Annotated in this window: 16 protein-coding genes; 14 read left to right on the top strand and 2 right to left on the bottom strand. The window is 57.3% G+C overall.

Features of this window, described 5'->3' with window-relative positions; genetic code table 11:
- The first annotated feature begins 610 nt into the window (after window positions 1–610).
- The 8 genes from C5748_RS26450 to C5748_RS26490 all read left to right on the top strand — a co-directional run bounded on the left by C5748_RS26450 (window position 611) and on the right by C5748_RS26490 (window position 8,253).
- A complete protein-coding gene (locus C5748_RS26450; RefSeq protein WP_105745935.1) occupies window positions 611–1,138 on the top strand; it encodes an antirestriction protein ArdA in 528 nt (175 codons plus the stop codon).
- A gap of 193 nt (window positions 1,139–1,331) precedes the next feature.
- Complete coding sequence (locus tag C5748_RS26455; protein WP_105745937.1) at window positions 1,332–1,547, top strand: transcriptional regulator domain-containing protein; 216 nt, start codon at window positions 1,332–1,334, stop codon at window positions 1,545–1,547.
- A gap of 49 nt (window positions 1,548–1,596) precedes the next feature.
- Window positions 1,597–2,118 (top strand): DUF2285 domain-containing protein, encoded by a 522-nt coding sequence (locus tag C5748_RS26460; protein WP_105745939.1) that lies wholly within the window; start codon window positions 1,597–1,599, stop codon window positions 2,116–2,118.
- A gap of 171 nt (window positions 2,119–2,289) precedes the next feature.
- Window positions 2,290–2,475: a hypothetical protein gene (locus C5748_RS29105; protein WP_245581992.1), complete on the top strand. Its 186-nt coding sequence runs from the start codon at window positions 2,290–2,292 to the stop codon at window positions 2,473–2,475.
- A 78-nt stretch (window positions 2,476–2,553) separates the two neighbouring features.
- Window positions 2,554–3,969 carry a class I SAM-dependent DNA methyltransferase gene (locus tag C5748_RS26470; protein WP_105745943.1) on the top strand — a complete coding sequence of 472 codons (1,416 nt, stop codon included), beginning with the start codon at window positions 2,554–2,556 and terminating at the stop codon, window positions 3,967–3,969.
- A 271-nt stretch (window positions 3,970–4,240) separates the two neighbouring features.
- Window positions 4,241–5,848, top strand: coding sequence for a restriction endonuclease subunit S (locus tag C5748_RS26480; RefSeq protein ID WP_105745947.1), 1,608 nt, complete (start codon window positions 4,241–4,243; stop codon window positions 5,846–5,848).
- Between the two features lie 2 nt (window positions 5,849–5,850).
- The gene (locus C5748_RS26485) at window positions 5,851–7,467 is read left to right on the top strand and encodes an AAA family ATPase (RefSeq protein WP_105745949.1); all 1,617 of its coding nucleotides are present in this window, start codon (window positions 5,851–5,853) and stop codon (window positions 7,465–7,467) included.
- Window positions 7,468–7,470: 3 nt separating this feature from the next.
- The gene (locus C5748_RS26490; RefSeq protein WP_105745951.1) at window positions 7,471–8,253 is read left to right on the top strand and encodes an HNH endonuclease family protein; all 783 of its coding nucleotides are present in this window, start codon (window positions 7,471–7,473) and stop codon (window positions 8,251–8,253) included.
- A 134-nt stretch (window positions 8,254–8,387) separates the two neighbouring features.
- On the opposite strand, the gene C5748_RS26495 is transcribed toward C5748_RS26490, so the two are convergent.
- Window positions 8,388–8,684 carry a DNA -binding domain-containing protein gene (locus C5748_RS26495; RefSeq protein WP_105745953.1) on the bottom strand — a complete coding sequence of 99 codons (297 nt, stop codon included), beginning with the start codon at window positions 8,682–8,684 and terminating at the stop codon, window positions 8,388–8,390.
- Window positions 8,685–8,972: 288 nt separating this feature from the next.
- Window positions 8,973–10,211, bottom strand: coding sequence for a group II intron reverse transcriptase/maturase (gene ltrA, locus C5748_RS26500; protein ID WP_105745955.1), 1,239 nt, complete (start codon window positions 10,209–10,211; stop codon window positions 8,973–8,975).
- 735 nt (window positions 10,212–10,946) lie between these two features.
- Between ltrA and C5748_RS26505 the strand changes: the two genes are divergently transcribed.
- From C5748_RS26505 to C5748_RS26530, 6 genes are all read left to right on the top strand, one after another.
- Complete coding sequence (locus C5748_RS26505; protein WP_024353481.1) at window positions 10,947–11,216, top strand: helix-turn-helix transcriptional regulator; 270 nt, start codon at window positions 10,947–10,949, stop codon at window positions 11,214–11,216.
- Complete coding sequence (locus C5748_RS26510) at window positions 11,217–12,293, top strand: replication initiator protein A (RefSeq protein WP_105745957.1); 1,077 nt, start codon at window positions 11,217–11,219, stop codon at window positions 12,291–12,293.
- A gap of 58 nt (window positions 12,294–12,351) precedes the next feature.
- The gene (locus C5748_RS26515; protein WP_105745959.1) at window positions 12,352–12,870 is read left to right on the top strand and encodes a DUF2840 domain-containing protein; all 519 of its coding nucleotides are present in this window, start codon (window positions 12,352–12,354) and stop codon (window positions 12,868–12,870) included.
- Window positions 12,867–13,412, top strand: coding sequence for a S26 family signal peptidase (locus tag C5748_RS26520; RefSeq protein ID WP_105745961.1), 546 nt, complete (start codon window positions 12,867–12,869; stop codon window positions 13,410–13,412). The genes C5748_RS26515 and C5748_RS26520 overlap by 4 nt, the downstream gene beginning before the upstream one ends.
- Window positions 13,413–13,446: 34 nt before the next feature.
- Window positions 13,447–13,782, top strand: a complete 336-nt coding sequence (locus tag C5748_RS26525; RefSeq protein ID WP_105745963.1) for a DUF736 domain-containing protein — start codon at window positions 13,447–13,449, stop codon at window positions 13,780–13,782.
- The coding region (locus C5748_RS26530) for a lytic transglycosylase domain-containing protein (RefSeq protein WP_245581991.1) at window positions 13,779–14,419 on the top strand (641 nt) is incomplete at its 3' end. The genes C5748_RS26525 and C5748_RS26530, both read left to right, overlap by 4 nt.

The raw sequence follows: 14,419 nt of genomic DNA on the forward strand, positions 1-14,419 counted from the left end.
GGTCAGCTTCATGGACTACGATCTAGGATACTTCGATGATGAGACATGCAGGTTGGAACCACTTCAAAACCCATTCGGGCCAAAAGTGTTACCCATGTCTCCGGTATAAACCGTAACCTATGTGTCCCGAACGGACCTGATTTTGTTGGCGCGCCGCGCCGGGTGATGATGAGAACTATGTGTACGCTATAGCCCTATAAGTCAGGGGCCGAGAATCGACCGGAAACCCATGCTATTACAATGGGTTTCCGGTCGAAACGTCTTCGTCACCTATTCTATAGACCCGGCGCTTTCGCGCCGGGGCTTTGTACTGGCAGCCCTCCGGCTCTCTACAGCGCAATGTGGAAGCGCGTTCGCCTGCGGGCCAGCGCGGCTGCCGCCGCGTGATCTTCAACACTTTTGCTAAGGGCGTTGCCCTCGCGCCAGCAAGGTAAGTGAAACCGTCCGGGGCGGTATCCCCATCCTTCCGCGCCCCAAGTGGCTTGTGCAGACCGGGTGATCCCCCTCCACCCCGGCCGCCCTTGCTCGTTGCTACCCCAGTCTCGGCGACGGCCAGAAGGTCAGGCGCGGCGTTCCGCTTCGCTGACCTTCAAACCCGAGGATCAGAGACATGACCAACGTATCCGACAGCAATCCCCGCATTTATGTCGCCTGCCTTGCCGCCTACAACAACGGCTATCTGCATGGAGCTTGGATCGACGCGGATCAGGACGCCGACGAGATCAGGGACGAAATTACGGCCATGCTCGCACGGTCCCCCGTCGAGGATGCGGAGGAATGCGCCATTCACGACTATGAGGGCTTCGAAGGTGTCGGCATCTCCGAATATGCCGGCATCGACGGCGTGGCGCGGATGGCTGCTTTCATCGCAAAACATGGCGCACTCGGCGCGGGCCTGCTGGAGCAGGTCGGCGGCGACATGGACCAAGCCGAGTCCACCCTGGAGGACTGCTATCATGGCCAGTTCGCCAGCCTTGCCGACTACATGGAGGAACTGACCACTGAAAGCATCACGATTCCCGAGGCCCTGCGCTACTATGTCGATTGGGAAGCGATGGCGCGCGACGCTGAGATGGGCGGCGACCTGTTCATCATCGAGACAGCGCACGGCGAGGTGCATGTGTTTTCCAACAGGTGAAACATGGTCGCCTGTCCCCACACTGGGGCGAGCGACTGGAAGGCTCACATCAACAATGATAAGAAGAAGAAACCAAGAATGATCGAGTTATCCGCTCAAGGTATCTGCTTTGAGCGGCTTTTATATTTCCAGTGATCCTTGAACCTCTTTTTGCCGGGCGCTGCCCAGCATCCCGGCTTGGGGAGGTGACGCCATGCTCAGCATCGATTGGCGATCTCCGGCGGCGTACGGGCACACAAAGCACATCCCGGCCGCTGGTTTCGCTTGGGAATACCTGCGCCGCAACGACGAATATCGTCAGGACTGCCAGACCATCGCATTGACCGGAGGGGCGGCCGCCCGCGACCTTGAAGAGTTCGCGCATCGCTGGGGTTTGCGATTTCCCATGCGATCCCGACGCGCCGCATGATCGGCAACCGCCGATCTGGAGTCCGCTCCTTCAACCGCAAGCCGTGAGGTTGTCGCCGGTTGATCACAAGGACGACGACACCGAACCAATATTGACGCTGGGGCATCTGGAAGGCCTCGACCTGCGCCGCGCCGTCGATGGCTGGCACGGCATCTGGCAGGTGGATGGCGTCGCGCACCAATTCTGGCTGCCCGAGTCAATGCCGGACGCCGCCGCTTTCTATGCCGTCACGCTGCCGATGGATCCATTTCTTGAGCTACGCACGCACGCGACACGCCGTCTTTGGCGGTCCCTCAATGGCCGCGCACCCGGCCCCGATTTTCGGGCGCTCCCCGCACAGCTCCGGCAATGGCATATCCTATCCCTGCGCGCGCTCGACGCCCGGCTGCGCGGCGAAAGCTATCGCACCATCGCCGAAGTCCTGCTCGGCTTTCGCGGCACCAAGGAGGACTTCGAGAATGACCCGCGCAAGAACAAGGCCCGCCGCCTAGTAGCGCACGGCACCCAAATGATGCATGGATGCTATCGTCGGTTGTTGCATTATCCAATTAAGAGGCCGACACAACGATGATCGATGGTCGGACCCGTTGAGCTCGACGTACCATGCCAGCCTAGGCGCTCGGATGCCTCAAACCGCCCTCCATCTAAATTTCGGAGAACCTCGGCTTCTTGCAGACTTTCGGCTTGGCTTGATGTGTATCCAAAGGCTACACTCCGAGCCATGAAGGAAAAAGATGCCGGAATGCGAATCCGCGTCGAGCGGGAGCTTCGCGATGAATTTCTCAAGATATGCCGCGCGCAGGACCGTCCGGCCGCGCAGGTCATTCGGGAATTCATGCGGGAATACATTTTGGCGAAGAAATCAAAGCGTGCTGGTCATACCAAGAATACCGGCGGCAGGCCGGCTGCTCCAGGTGGCCAAGGATGAATGCCGTAGAGCAGCCATCAGTGGCGGATATGCTTACGTTTGCGTTCATTCAGGCGTTTGGGGTGAAAGAGACAACACATGAAAAATGAAAACATAGTTCAGAAGATTTGGAGTCTTTGCCACATTCTTCGTGGTGATGGGATCAGCTATCACCAATACGTGTCTGAATTAACCTATCTCCTTTTCCTCAAAATTGCGGAAGAGAATGGCACTGAGCGCCTTCTGCCTTCTGGCTCTCGCTGGAAAGATCTTTTGGGCCATCCCCTAGATGGCTTGCTGGGCTTCTATCAGGAAATGCTGACGCACCTTGGTACCAGCGCCGAAAGTGAAACAATCCGTGCAATATACGCCTTTCCTACTACGGTGTTTTCGCACGACGAGAACCTTCGCGCCGTGGTGGATGGCATCGCGAAAATTGATTGGAATGATCTCTCGGGTGATAGATTTGGACACATCTACGAGGGGCTGATCGAAAAGAGCTCGCAGGATGTGCGCTCTGGAGCAGGTCAATATTTCACTCCAAGGGCGTTGGTTAATTCCATGGTGCGAGCCATGAAGCCAACATTGGGTGAAATAATTCAGGACCCCGCCGCTGGAAGTGGCGGATTTCTAATTGCAGCGGATCGCTTTATTCAATCAGAGAATACGAAACAGGCATACGAAGAAACACCCCCGAAATATCAAGGCGTTGAAATTGAAAAGAATACCAGACGAATATGTTTGATGAATACGTTTCTGAATGGCCTTGATGCCGAGGTTGTGTACGGGGATGCCCTGACGGATGATGCAAATAGGCTCCGACCTGCTGATCTTATTCTTGCGAACCCGCCATTTGGGAGCAAAGCGGGCAGCAGAAGATCACTCCGCACCGACCTCCCTTATCATAACGCCAACAAGCAACTGGCTTTCCTTCAGCACATATATCTTGGCTTGAAGCCGGGAGGGCGGGCGGCAGTTGTTCTGCCGGATAATGTGCTATTCGATGACGGCATTGGCAAAATGGTCCGACGCGATCTGATGGATAAATGTCACCTGCACACAGTTTTGAGGCTCCCAACTGGAATTTTCTCAAGCGCTGGCGTCAAAACAAATGTTCTGTATTTCTGCCGTGGCAATAAGAAAGGGAACAATACCGAGTCGATATGGTTTTATGATTTGCGTTCAAGCATGCCGGTATTTGGGAAAACAACGCCATTGCTAGATGAACATTTCTCCGATTTTGAGAAATGTTTCGGCAGCGACCCGCACGGGAAATCAGAGCGCGAGGATCAAGGTGAAACAGGCCGCTTCCGCTGCTTTTCGCGACAGGAGATTGCTGATCGCGATGACGATCTGGCCATTTCTTGGCTGCGTGATGAAAGTGATGATGACGAGGTTGCGGTAGAAACACCTGAAGAAATCGCCACTTTAATCCTCTCTCATCTTCAATCAGCAATGACAGAAATTGAGTTTGTCATCGGAGAACTCATAGAGCCTGCCGAGGTCAGTGAATGATGTCGAGTGAGGCTTTCCGGGAGGCAATTCGGTTGTTTTTGGTGGATGGGACGCCAGCGGGGCTACGCAAAGCCCGTATTCATGGCTGGACTGGGCTGGATTTCGTAGCCACGGCCTCGACCTTTGGTACCCTTGCAGAACGACCGGAAGTTGATCGCCGCGGTGTTTACATTCTCGAGGGGCCAGACCCTCGGCGGCTTGGGGAGACCCGCGTCAAAACAGAACTACCACGACTGGCAACAGGCCCGCGCCGCGAAAATGGGAAGTGGGTATGAGTGAGTCACGTTGGAAGGTGCCAGAAAGTTGGGCTTGGGTAGCGAGCGGCGAAATATCTCGAATTGTTGGGGGAGGCACGCCAACAACTTCCGACCAAACAAATTTTTCGAACGACGCAGTAGCGTGGATAACGCCTGCTGACCTAAGCGGATATCGAGAAACCTATATTTCAAAAGGAAAGCGTGATCTCTCCGAGAAGGGTTACCAGTCCAGTAGCGCTACAAAAGTTCCGTCGGGAACGGTATTGTACTCTTCGAGGGCACCTATCGGATATTGTGTTATTGCAGCTAAAGAAATTTCTACTAGCCAAGGTTTTAAGAATTTTATTCTGAAAGGAGGCATTAGTCCGGAATATATCCGATATTATTTGCTTTCTTCGGTTGAGTATGCCGAATCCTTGGCTCGGGGAACGACCTTTAAGGAGCTTTCGGGTGCAAGAGCTGCGCAGCTTTCAATTCCCCTATCGCCTCTCCCTGAACAACGCCGCATCGTTGCCAAGCTTGATAGTTTAATTTCCCGCACGGCTCACGCACGGGTCGCACTCGATCAAGTTCCGGCGCTGATTGAGAAGTACAAACAAACCACACTGCGTAAAGCCTTCAGTGGCGACCTGGCGACGGGGTGGAAAAATAATAAGGGCACATCCCAATCGACGACTGTCCATCTTGGTGATGTTGTGGCTGACATTCGGTATGGAACCGCAAAGAAAAGCTACCCCGAAAGGCGAGGAACAGCAGTTATTAGGATTCCGAATGTCGCCGGTGGTCAAATAAATTTGACTGACCTCAAATACACTACTTTTGATGAAAACGAACTAAGGAAGCTTGCGTTACAATCAGGCGATATTCTTGTTGTGCGATCAAATGGAAGCTCTGACCTTGTCGGGCGGCCCGCGCTGATTACGGAGGCGGAAGCAGGCTTAGCTTATGCCGGCTATCTGATCCGTCTGCGACCTAACGTAAAGAGGGTCTATCCAGCATATCTAAAGTATATGCTGGACAGTCCACAAATCCGAAAAAAAATTAAATACATCGTCCGGTCCTCCAATGGGATTCATAATATCAATAGCGGGGAACTATCGAGCCTTGAACTTCCGTGCCCAGAGCTCGGTGAGCAGATCGAAATCGTCGACCGTATCGAAGCCGATTTTGCTTGGCTCGGTCGAGTCTCTGACGAGCACCTTGCGGCATCAAAGCTGATCTCCACACTGGATCCATCTATTTTTCAGGCAGCGTTCAAGGGAGAGCTTGTCCCGCAAAATCCGCATGATGAACCTGCATCAATCCTACTTGAAAGGATAAAGGCCGAAAGTGGGGAGATGCACGCAAACACAAAATCAGGTCGCAAGACGATGGCGCGTGCCCAAAAACCAATAAAGAGAGGGGCGAGGATGGCAGATTTGATTGAGGTTCTGAAAACCAAAGGAGATTGGGTTTCCGCTAGTAGCGCGGCGCAAGCGCTGGGCATTGGCGATGGCGCGACATCTGACGCGGTTGAGGAGTTTTACAACGAGCTGCGGATGCACTTACAAAACGGTCACGTTGAGGTGGAGCGCCGGGGAGATGAGGACTGGTTACGGCTGATGCCGATCAGTGAGGAGTGATCATGCGCATCGATTGGCTATGGATTGGCGAATATAAGAACTTGAAAGACCTGACGATTGACTTCGCTCAGGGGCATCTGATTACCGTATTGATTGGCAGAAACGGGACTGGAAAGTCGAATGTTCTGGAAGCGACTACAGTTCTTTTCCGAGATCTTATCATGGGTGAGGATGCGAAGGGCAACAAAAACAAGCCATCCTTTGCCTATCGAATTTGCTATCAGATCAAGGACAAATGGGTTCGCATTGACGCCGATCCAGCGGGCAAGGAGCCATATCGCATCAAACTCGCATCCTATGAACTTGATGCCAAGCCTTCACCTACTGCCATTAGCTTTGAAGACGCCCCTGGCGAAGTATTGGCACTTTCCAAGTTGCGCGATCCAGATGACGGCTATCTGCCAAAATTTGTGTTTGGCTATTATTCAGGCCAAAGCGAGAGGATGGAAGAGGTTTTTCTAAAATATCTCGAACGGTACGACAAAGACCTTCGAGCCGGAAAAAATCCGGGATTGAAGCGTCTATTCTATGCGCTGCCGGTTCATAGCAATTTTGTTTTGTTGTCTTTCATCGTGAACAATGCAGAGTTGACGGATAAGTTCTTGCAGGAACAGCTTGGCCTTGAAGAGGGGGGGATCGAATCAGTTCTCTTTATTCTTAGGCAGCCGTCGTGGACATCCAAGGAAGGCGATCCACGCTTCTGGAACGCGCGTGGCGTCGTGTCCGAATTCCTGGCTACGCTTTACAATATATCTCTTGCGCCATTGCGGATTACCCGCAAGGAAAAGGTCAGTCTATGGAACTCGCGAACACTGGAGTTCCTGTATCTTTTTGTGAAAGACCTTGATGCACTGCGCAAGCTGGCTGGAGGCAAGAGCACTGCCCAGTTCTTTCAAGATTTAGAAAGCACTTATGTTTCCGAATTGGTTGACGAGGTGCGTATCAGGGTAAAGCTGCGGAAGAATGATGGGTCGGTTACATTCCGTGAGCTGAGTGAAGGCGAGCAGCAGCTTCTAACCGTACTCGGGTTGCTTCGTTTCACAGCGGAAGAGGAAAGCCTGTTTCTACTCGATGAGCCCGATACGCATCTTAATCCAAGATGGAGCGTCGAATACCTTCAACATATTCGTAATTTCCTCAATGTAAATGGAATAGAAAAGCAGAGCAGCCATGTTCTTCTGGCTACGCACAATCCAGTTGCCGTAGCTGAACTTGAAAAGGAGCAAGTTCAGATTCTTACGCGTGATAAGGAAACACAGGCGATCTCGGCTGCGGAGCCGGATACGCATCCGCGTGGGATGGGGTATGCAGGTGTAATGACCAGCGAGATGTTTGGATTGAACGCTGCGCTAGACACGCATACTCAAGACTTGCTTGCGAGGAAGCGTCATATCAGCGGGCAGGATGTGCTTAGTGAAGATGACAGAAAAACTCTAAAGGAAATCAACGAAGAGCTTCAAACTTACGGGTTCCGTTATGAGGTGCGCGATCCGGAACTCAAAGAAGCATTGCGGAGGTTGGATCAGGAGGCAACGTTAATTGAAAGAGAGGAGTTGCCTGATGAAGCCGAGAAAGCGCGTCGTTTAGTCCAGAATGCTTTAAAGAAGAGGGGGGATTGAGAGTTGCGCTATATCAACCTAGATCAGTTGAAGTTGCCCGATGGTTGGCAAGCGCGAGCGGATGAGGCCATCGCAGATGGATATGGAAAAACTAAGGACTACTCAGATGTTTGGCGCGGCCTGAAGCAGCCTTTGATGGAGCTTTCGCACGGCAAATGTTATTACTGTGAAATTGTGCAGGAGCGTTCTGATGGTGCAGTAGATCATTTCCGCCCGAAAAGTAAATACCCATGGTCAGCCTTTAGCTCTGCAAACTATCGATTTGCGTGCACATTTTGCAATAGTGTCCGGACGGATAAAGACAGCGAGAAGTCAGGTGGGAAAGGGGATAAATTTCCTCTCCTCGATGAATCGAAGCGGGCGACTTGCTGCGATGAAGAGGCGAATGAAGGTCCGATTCTTTTGGACCCATGTAAACCAGATGAACCTGGCCTTATAGATTTTGACGAAACAGGAAAACCCATTCCGACATATTTGGAACAAGCGCATGCTGGGCGCTATAGGCGAGCAACTGAATCGATCAAACTTTACCACTTGGATCATGCTGATCTTGTTGACAAACGCAAGACGCTCGCCGTATCGATAAAGCGCAAGATTGACGCGGCTGATCGGCTGTTTCCACAAACAGAATCTGGAAATGCTGATGTCGACAATTCGTTTTCGGACCATGTACGGTCTCTGGCAAACTGCATTTCCGAGGGCGCGGAGCTGTCTGCATTTGCACGAAGAATTTTGGCCGGCTACCGAGATGTTTTATGGGTCGAGAGTTTGCTTCGCTCGGCCTGAACAAATGGCCCGCTATCGCAATCCAGACATCTGTCGCGCTTCACTTGATCTTTCGTAGGCCGATTGAACCCAATTTCAAGTTTGAAGAAGGTTACTAATGCGCAGGAGTCGTACAACATCAACGATCTCTTGAGTTACTGCTTTTCATAACCACCCGCGGCCGCCTGCTCCAGTATTTTCTGATAGCCCTCACGCGAAAGCCATTGCGCGCGTTCGAGGTGGCTTTGCCAGCAACGATAAGTCCGAAGTTCTTCGGCGGCCGGATCGCGGTGCAGCACGATCCGGGCGACTTCCTTCCAGTCCGCGCCCTCGGCCTTTGCATCCAGCAAGCGCAGATAGGTCACGAAATGCCGTTCGTCATAGACGGTTATGGTGTCGCCGGTCGGCGCTTCATCGTCCACATCGGGATCGAGTTCGACGGGAACCCGCATAGTCATTCCCCGTATCCGAGAGAGCTTGTCTGCGGTGCGCCCCCGCAAACGATTCTCTCTGACTCTTGGTGATCGGGGAGTTCGAAACCGTCACGAAACGGCCCCATGGCCTTTAGCTCGGAAAGCCTGTTGTATACGCCACAGGCTCCCCGACCATAGGTCAAGGAGTTGGTGCCGTTCTGGCCAGCACCAGCCATTCGTGAGGTCGAGTAGGCCGAGGGTTTCCCCCCAGCCTCTCACAGAACCGTACGTGAGACTCTCGCCTCATACGGCTCTTCCGGTCCACCATTACACGATCACAAACCCGGCCTGCCAATGGGCGAATAGCTTCGGCGTGCGTACCGCCTGCTCCTTCACCCATGCGCGAGCCATATCACCATTGTACCGAAAGTTCTTGTACTTTCGTCGCGCCCATTTCACCAGCCGGGAATTCAGCACATAAAAGACCGCCGACATATCTGCCGGTCGGAACTTGCCGTAATAGGCAAGCCATCCCTTCAGCGCCGGATTGATCCGTTTGGCGACCTGGGCAAGGTCGAGTGTCACGGCCATATGCAAACGCCATGTCCTCATGACGCCGCGCAGCCGTGCCACCGCCTTCTTCGCGATTGCCGGTGAGAAGTTGCTGCACAACCGGCCCTGCTTCAGCGTCCGCCGTGCCCGGAAGTCGTACCCAAGGAAGGTAAATCCAGTCCGGGCATATGCGGCCGTCCGCGTCTCGTCCCTGCAATAGACGATCTGCGTCTTTTCGGGATGGACGGTGAGACCGCATTCGCGGAAGCGTTCCGTCAGCGCCGATTTGAACAGCTCCGCCTCGGCCTGCGAGCGCACATGGACGACGATATCGTCCGCATAACGCTCGAAGCCGAGATCGGGGTGCTCGCGCGCCATCCACAAGTCAAACGCATAGTGCAGATACAGATTCGCGAGCAACGGACTGATGACACCGCCTTGCGGCACGCCAGCAGTCCGTTTCTCCAACCGACCGTCAGGATGCTGCACCGGGGCGGTGAGCCACCGCTGGATGTAGAGCAGCATCCACGGCTCGCTGACGTGATGGCGCACGGCCTTCATCAGCAAGTCGTGGTCGAGCGTGTCGAAGAAGCTCTTGATATCCACATCCACCACCCAGTCCCGCTGCCAGCACCGCTTCCTCGCTTTCGCGATAGCATCATGCGCCGACCGGGATGGACGGTATCCATACGAGTCCTCGTGGAACAGCGGTTCGAGCAGGGCTTCCAGTTCCTGCGCCACCACTGCCTGCGCAATCCGATCCGAGACGGTCGGAATGCCCAGCGGTCGGACGCCGCCTCCTGCCTTCGGTATCTCCACCATCCGCACCGGGGGCGGCATGTAGCTACCGGAACTCATCCGGTTCCACACCCGGTAAAGATGCTTCGACAGCGAAGCGTCGAAGGCGTCCCACGTCTGGTTGTCGACGCCGGTCCCTTCACCCCTATGGCGCACCTTTTTGAAGGCCCGCCACACCTGCTCCTTCGTGATGTTGAATGGTTTCGCCTTGAACACGGCTCATCCTTCGCAGTTGACCTTATCCAAGACGTGAGCCGGGCAACCCCTTCGCTCCGCCCCTATTACAGGGAGTTCATCACTACTACGGGTTACTCCGCCCCTGCCGTCCCGCACCAAGGCAAGCGGCAGGTTCCCAAGTTCCGTGAGAAAGCCGATGATCCACGCTCGCACTGCCTCTATGCCGGATGCCGCCTGGCCAGTCTGCACACATCCTCCAGGCTCCGTCCCGCGCCTAAACCCGAGGGCAGCGGTTTCGACATCACTTGGGCTTAACGACACCTCAATAGCAGTTCACTTGCGTTTGCCTTCATGGATCGTACCTCCCGGCAACGCTCACCACCGCGGCTTTTGACCGAAGCAGCTTGCCGAGGGTTTGGGATCTGCATGTGCATGCCGATCCCGGAGGGCCTTCCTCCATCTCACTCACAGCACGCAAAGATGCGCCAAACGGCACAGCTTTGCTTCTTGGCACACGGGTTTCGACGCCCCAGAGCAGCGCGTCTGCTCCGCCACGATTCTTAGCCGAACCGCGTGCAAATGTCTTTGCCTATTCAGCACGGCAGGCAATGAGCTGCTGAAATCCCTCATCTATTGGCCGCGCATCGCCCCGAAGGGGGGTGCCGCCAGCGCATAGGCGCAAATGCGGCACGCTACGCGCCGCCGATCCCTCGCCATGGTTCGCCACAGTCCGCTGCCGCCCTCCGGCAGCCCAATCCCGACTGGAGGTGATCCATGCCCAACCCGCTTGCGGGCCTGCCGCCGCGCCTGCTGCGCACCAAGGAAGCCGCGCGCTTCCTCGGCATATCCATCCGCACCCTTGAGAAGCATCGCACTTATGGCACCGGCCCGACCTATCGCAAGGTCGGCGGGCGCGTCCTCTACACCGTCCGCGATCTGGAAGACTGGAGCGCGGTGGGCGAACGCAAATCCACCCGCGACAAGACCGCCGGCACTGTCTTTCCCGCGCGTCCGCTCACGCCCGAAGAACGGGGCGACTGCTAGATGCTGCGCGAGGACGATCACGACCCCGCGCAGCCGGCCGAGGACAGCGAGCGCAGCCGCCTGGACCCCTTCGTGGTCGCAACGGGCGACGCGCCGCCGCGCGACCAGCGCGACTTGATGGAACGGCCGTTCTTCTCGCTGGCGAAGACCCCGCGCACCAAGCCGATTCTCTACAAGGCCGCCGACATAGAGGTGCAGGTGTTCGGGATGCCCGAGCACGGCATGGCGACGATATGGGATGCCGATGTGCTGATATGGGCGGCCTCGCAGATCGTCGCCGCAGAGAACAACGGCCTCACGACTTCGCGCTTTGTTCGGTTTACGCCTTACCACCTGTTGCGCGCCATCGGGCGGCCGACCGGCAATCACCAATACCGGCTTCTGAAAGCCGCGCTGGCGCGGCTGCAATCCACCGTCATCGCCACCACCATCCGCAACGGCCCGCATTGGCGTCGCCGGCAATTCTCATGGATCAACGAGTGGGAGGAAATGACGACGCGCGCCGGCCGCGTCGAGGGCATGGAGTTCGTCCTGCCCGAATGGTTCTACAACAGCGTCATCGACCGTTCGCTGGTCCTAACCATCGACCCGGCCTATTTCCGGCTGACTGGCGGCATCGAGCGATGGCTTTACCGCGTCGCCAGAAAGCACGCCGGCCACCAGCGTCACGGCTGGATTTTCGAGGTCGCGCACCTTCACCAGAAATCCGGCAGCCTCGCCCGGCCGTCCGACTTCGCGCTTGACCTGCGCCGCATCGCGGCCCGCCAGCAGCTCCCCGGCTACATGCTCCAGATCGAGCGGGAAGACGGCCGCGAGTTGCTGCGCATCCGCCCCGAAAACCTGTCAACAGGCACTGTTGATAACCCTGTTAATGCCATCGGCAGATCAGGCGCACGGGGTATCGGCACATCAGGCGCAGCACTATCGGCAGATCAGGCGCACGAACCTCAGCTAACGCTTTGGCCTGAAAAGCGGAATCCGACCGCTAACTTATCTAACAGAGAATCTAACTCTTTTTCTTTGACGCGCGCGCAGGCGAAGCGTGGTGCCGGTTCTGCCCGAAGGGGCGAGCCATGACGGCCGCGCTCGACGTGCTGCGCCCGCGCAGCCCCCAGCACATCCCCGGAGACGAACAATGACCCGTCGCGCCCACCGCAGCGCGCACGGCCGTCCGCTGCCGGACGGGCCTGCGCCCTTCACCACATTGGTCGAGCTGACCTTCGAGAAACGCAAGGTCGAGCACTGGATACGCTTCGGCCGCAAGAGCTACGAGCAGATCATCGACCGCCGCCGCAGCGTCGTCGGCTTCGCGCCGGGCAGCGTCTTTGCCTTCGTGCGATGGGCGAGCGGCGACCATGGCACAGTCGTTTCGCGCATCGACATTGTGCGCGCCATCGGTCGCGGCGAGTCGTTCCAGACATTGCCCTTCGTGCGCCCCGGCGGCGAAATCCTGTTGCGCCTCGATAGCTGGCCCAAGGTGCAGCGCGCGCTTGCCGCTATCGACGCCGTGGATTCGCTCGGCCTCGATCCGGCCGACGCCTCGCCGGAGCATTGGCGGCACGTCCACAACCGTTTGACCGCCAATCTGGAGCCGCACGCCTACACGCCCGAGCGACATGCCGCTTGGCTTCATCGCCGAAGGATCGACCCATGACGCGCCGCCGCACCCTCACGGTGATGGTGCTGGCGGTGCTCGGCATCGCGGCTGCCAGCGCGGTCGAGACGCCGACGAAACTCATATGGAACGCCACCGCCAGCGCGCCGGTCGGGTTCTACACCGTCGAGCCGGCCGACCGGATCGACGTGCCCGAGCTGGTCGCCATCATGCCGCCCGAACCGCTCGCCGCCTTCATGGTCGAGCGCGGCTATATCGCGCGAGGCATCCCGCTCTTGAAGCGCGTCTTGGGCCTGCCCGGACAGCGGGTTTGCCGCGCCGGCCGCACGATCACGGTTGACGGGATCGAGATGGGCGAGGCGCTGGAGCGCGACAGCATCGGCCGCGATCTGCCCGTCTGGCAGGGCTGCCGCGTCATCGGCGACGACCAGCTTTTCCTCATGAATTGGGAGGTCCGCGACAGCCTCGACGGCCGTTACTTCGGACCCATCCCCGCAGCTTCCGTCATCGGCCGAGCGGTCCCGCTCTGGACCGATGAGGAAGGCGTCGGCCGCTACGAGTGGCGCGCGCCGACCCACTGAACCACCCCCGAAAACCAACCGCAGGAGATTTCCCATGGCAGAGATAGGCACCTTCACCCGCACCGAAACCGGCTATGCGGGGGAGCTTCATTCGTTCGGCCTTCACGAAAAGCTGTTCATCGTCCCGGCCAAGCCGAGCGACGTGAAAAACGCGCCCGACTATCGCGTGCGCCTCGATAGCGAGGACGGGCCGGACGCCGGCCCCGCATGGAAAGACGCCAGCGAAAATGCCGGCGACTTCGTGTCGATGAGATTGGAGGGGCCAATCTTCCCGTTCCCGATCCGCGCCAAACTGTTCCAGTCCAACGACGATCCTTCGGTCTGGACCCTGCGTTGGAAGCACGCCCGGAAGATCGAGGATGAGGAATGACGGCCGCGCGCGTCCGGCCCGCCATCCGGTCCAAGATCGTCATCCCCTTGTTCGCGGAAAAGCCGTCTCATCCCTCCGTCCCGCTCGGCCACCGGACGGCCGGCGCGCGCAGCGAAGGTCAGGGGCGGCCATCGGCCGGCGCTTACGCCTTGCCCTTGACCACAGCGAGCACGCTGGCAGGCTGGCGGCGAAGCGGAGACAGGACTGCATGGCGTTTTGCCGTCCTGTTGCTCGCCGGGGCGCTTTCCGTCTGCGCCGGATCGGGCGTCGCTGTCGCACAATCCGCGCCGGTCGAACGCCCGGCAGCCGCCCATCCTTATGCGGCCCACATCGCCGAGGCGTCGCAGCGGTTCGGCATCCCCGAGCACTGGATTCGTGCCGTGCTGCGCGCCGAGAGCGCGGGCGACGTGCGCGCCGTATCGTCGGCCGGCGCGATGGGATTGATGCAGGTGATGCCCGACACATGGGCGGGCCTGCGCGTTCGCCATGGCCTCGGCCGCGATCCCTACGGTAGAGTAGGGATGAAGCGCTTTACCCCGTTTACCGGGGCAAGTTTCTTCATCCCTCTCGCCAAACCGGACGTGCGAGTTTCCCCGCATCCGGCTTTCTATGCACGACTTTCGTCGCGGGTGGTCCT

The organism is Phyllobacterium phragmitis (genome assembly GCF_002980495.1).
GTDB classification, from domain to species: domain Bacteria; phylum Pseudomonadota; class Alphaproteobacteria; order Rhizobiales; family Rhizobiaceae; genus Paramesorhizobium; species Paramesorhizobium phragmitis.

Coding starts and splice junctions, on each gene's coding strand:
- C5748_RS26510 (WP_105745957.1), top strand. CDS start 11,217: ATGCTGCGCGAGGACGATCACGACCCCGCGCAGCCGGCCGAGGACAGC.
- C5748_RS26480 (WP_105745947.1), top strand. CDS start 4,241: ATGAGTGAGTCACGTTGGAAGGTGCCAGAAAGTTGGGCTTGGGTAGCG.
- C5748_RS26515 (WP_105745959.1), top strand. CDS start 12,352: ATGACCCGTCGCGCCCACCGCAGCGCGCACGGCCGTCCGCTGCCGGAC.
- C5748_RS26470 (WP_105745943.1), top strand. CDS start 2,554: ATGAAAAATGAAAACATAGTTCAGAAGATTTGGAGTCTTTGCCACATT.
- C5748_RS26505 (WP_024353481.1), top strand. CDS start 10,947: ATGCCCAACCCGCTTGCGGGCCTGCCGCCGCGCCTGCTGCGCACCAAG.
- C5748_RS26495 (WP_105745953.1), bottom strand. CDS start 8,684: ATGCGGGTTCCCGTCGAACTCGATCCCGATGTGGACGATGAAGCGCCG.
- C5748_RS29105 (WP_245581992.1), top strand. CDS start 2,290: ATGCGAATCCGCGTCGAGCGGGAGCTTCGCGATGAATTTCTCAAGATA.
- C5748_RS26520 (WP_105745961.1), top strand. CDS start 12,867: ATGACGCGCCGCCGCACCCTCACGGTGATGGTGCTGGCGGTGCTCGGC.
- C5748_RS26485 (WP_105745949.1), top strand. CDS start 5,851: ATGCGCATCGATTGGCTATGGATTGGCGAATATAAGAACTTGAAAGAC.
- C5748_RS26450 (WP_105745935.1), top strand. CDS start 611: ATGACCAACGTATCCGACAGCAATCCCCGCATTTATGTCGCCTGCCTT.
- C5748_RS26455 (WP_105745937.1), top strand. CDS start 1,332: ATGCTCAGCATCGATTGGCGATCTCCGGCGGCGTACGGGCACACAAAG.
- C5748_RS26525 (WP_105745963.1), top strand. CDS start 13,447: ATGGCAGAGATAGGCACCTTCACCCGCACCGAAACCGGCTATGCGGGG.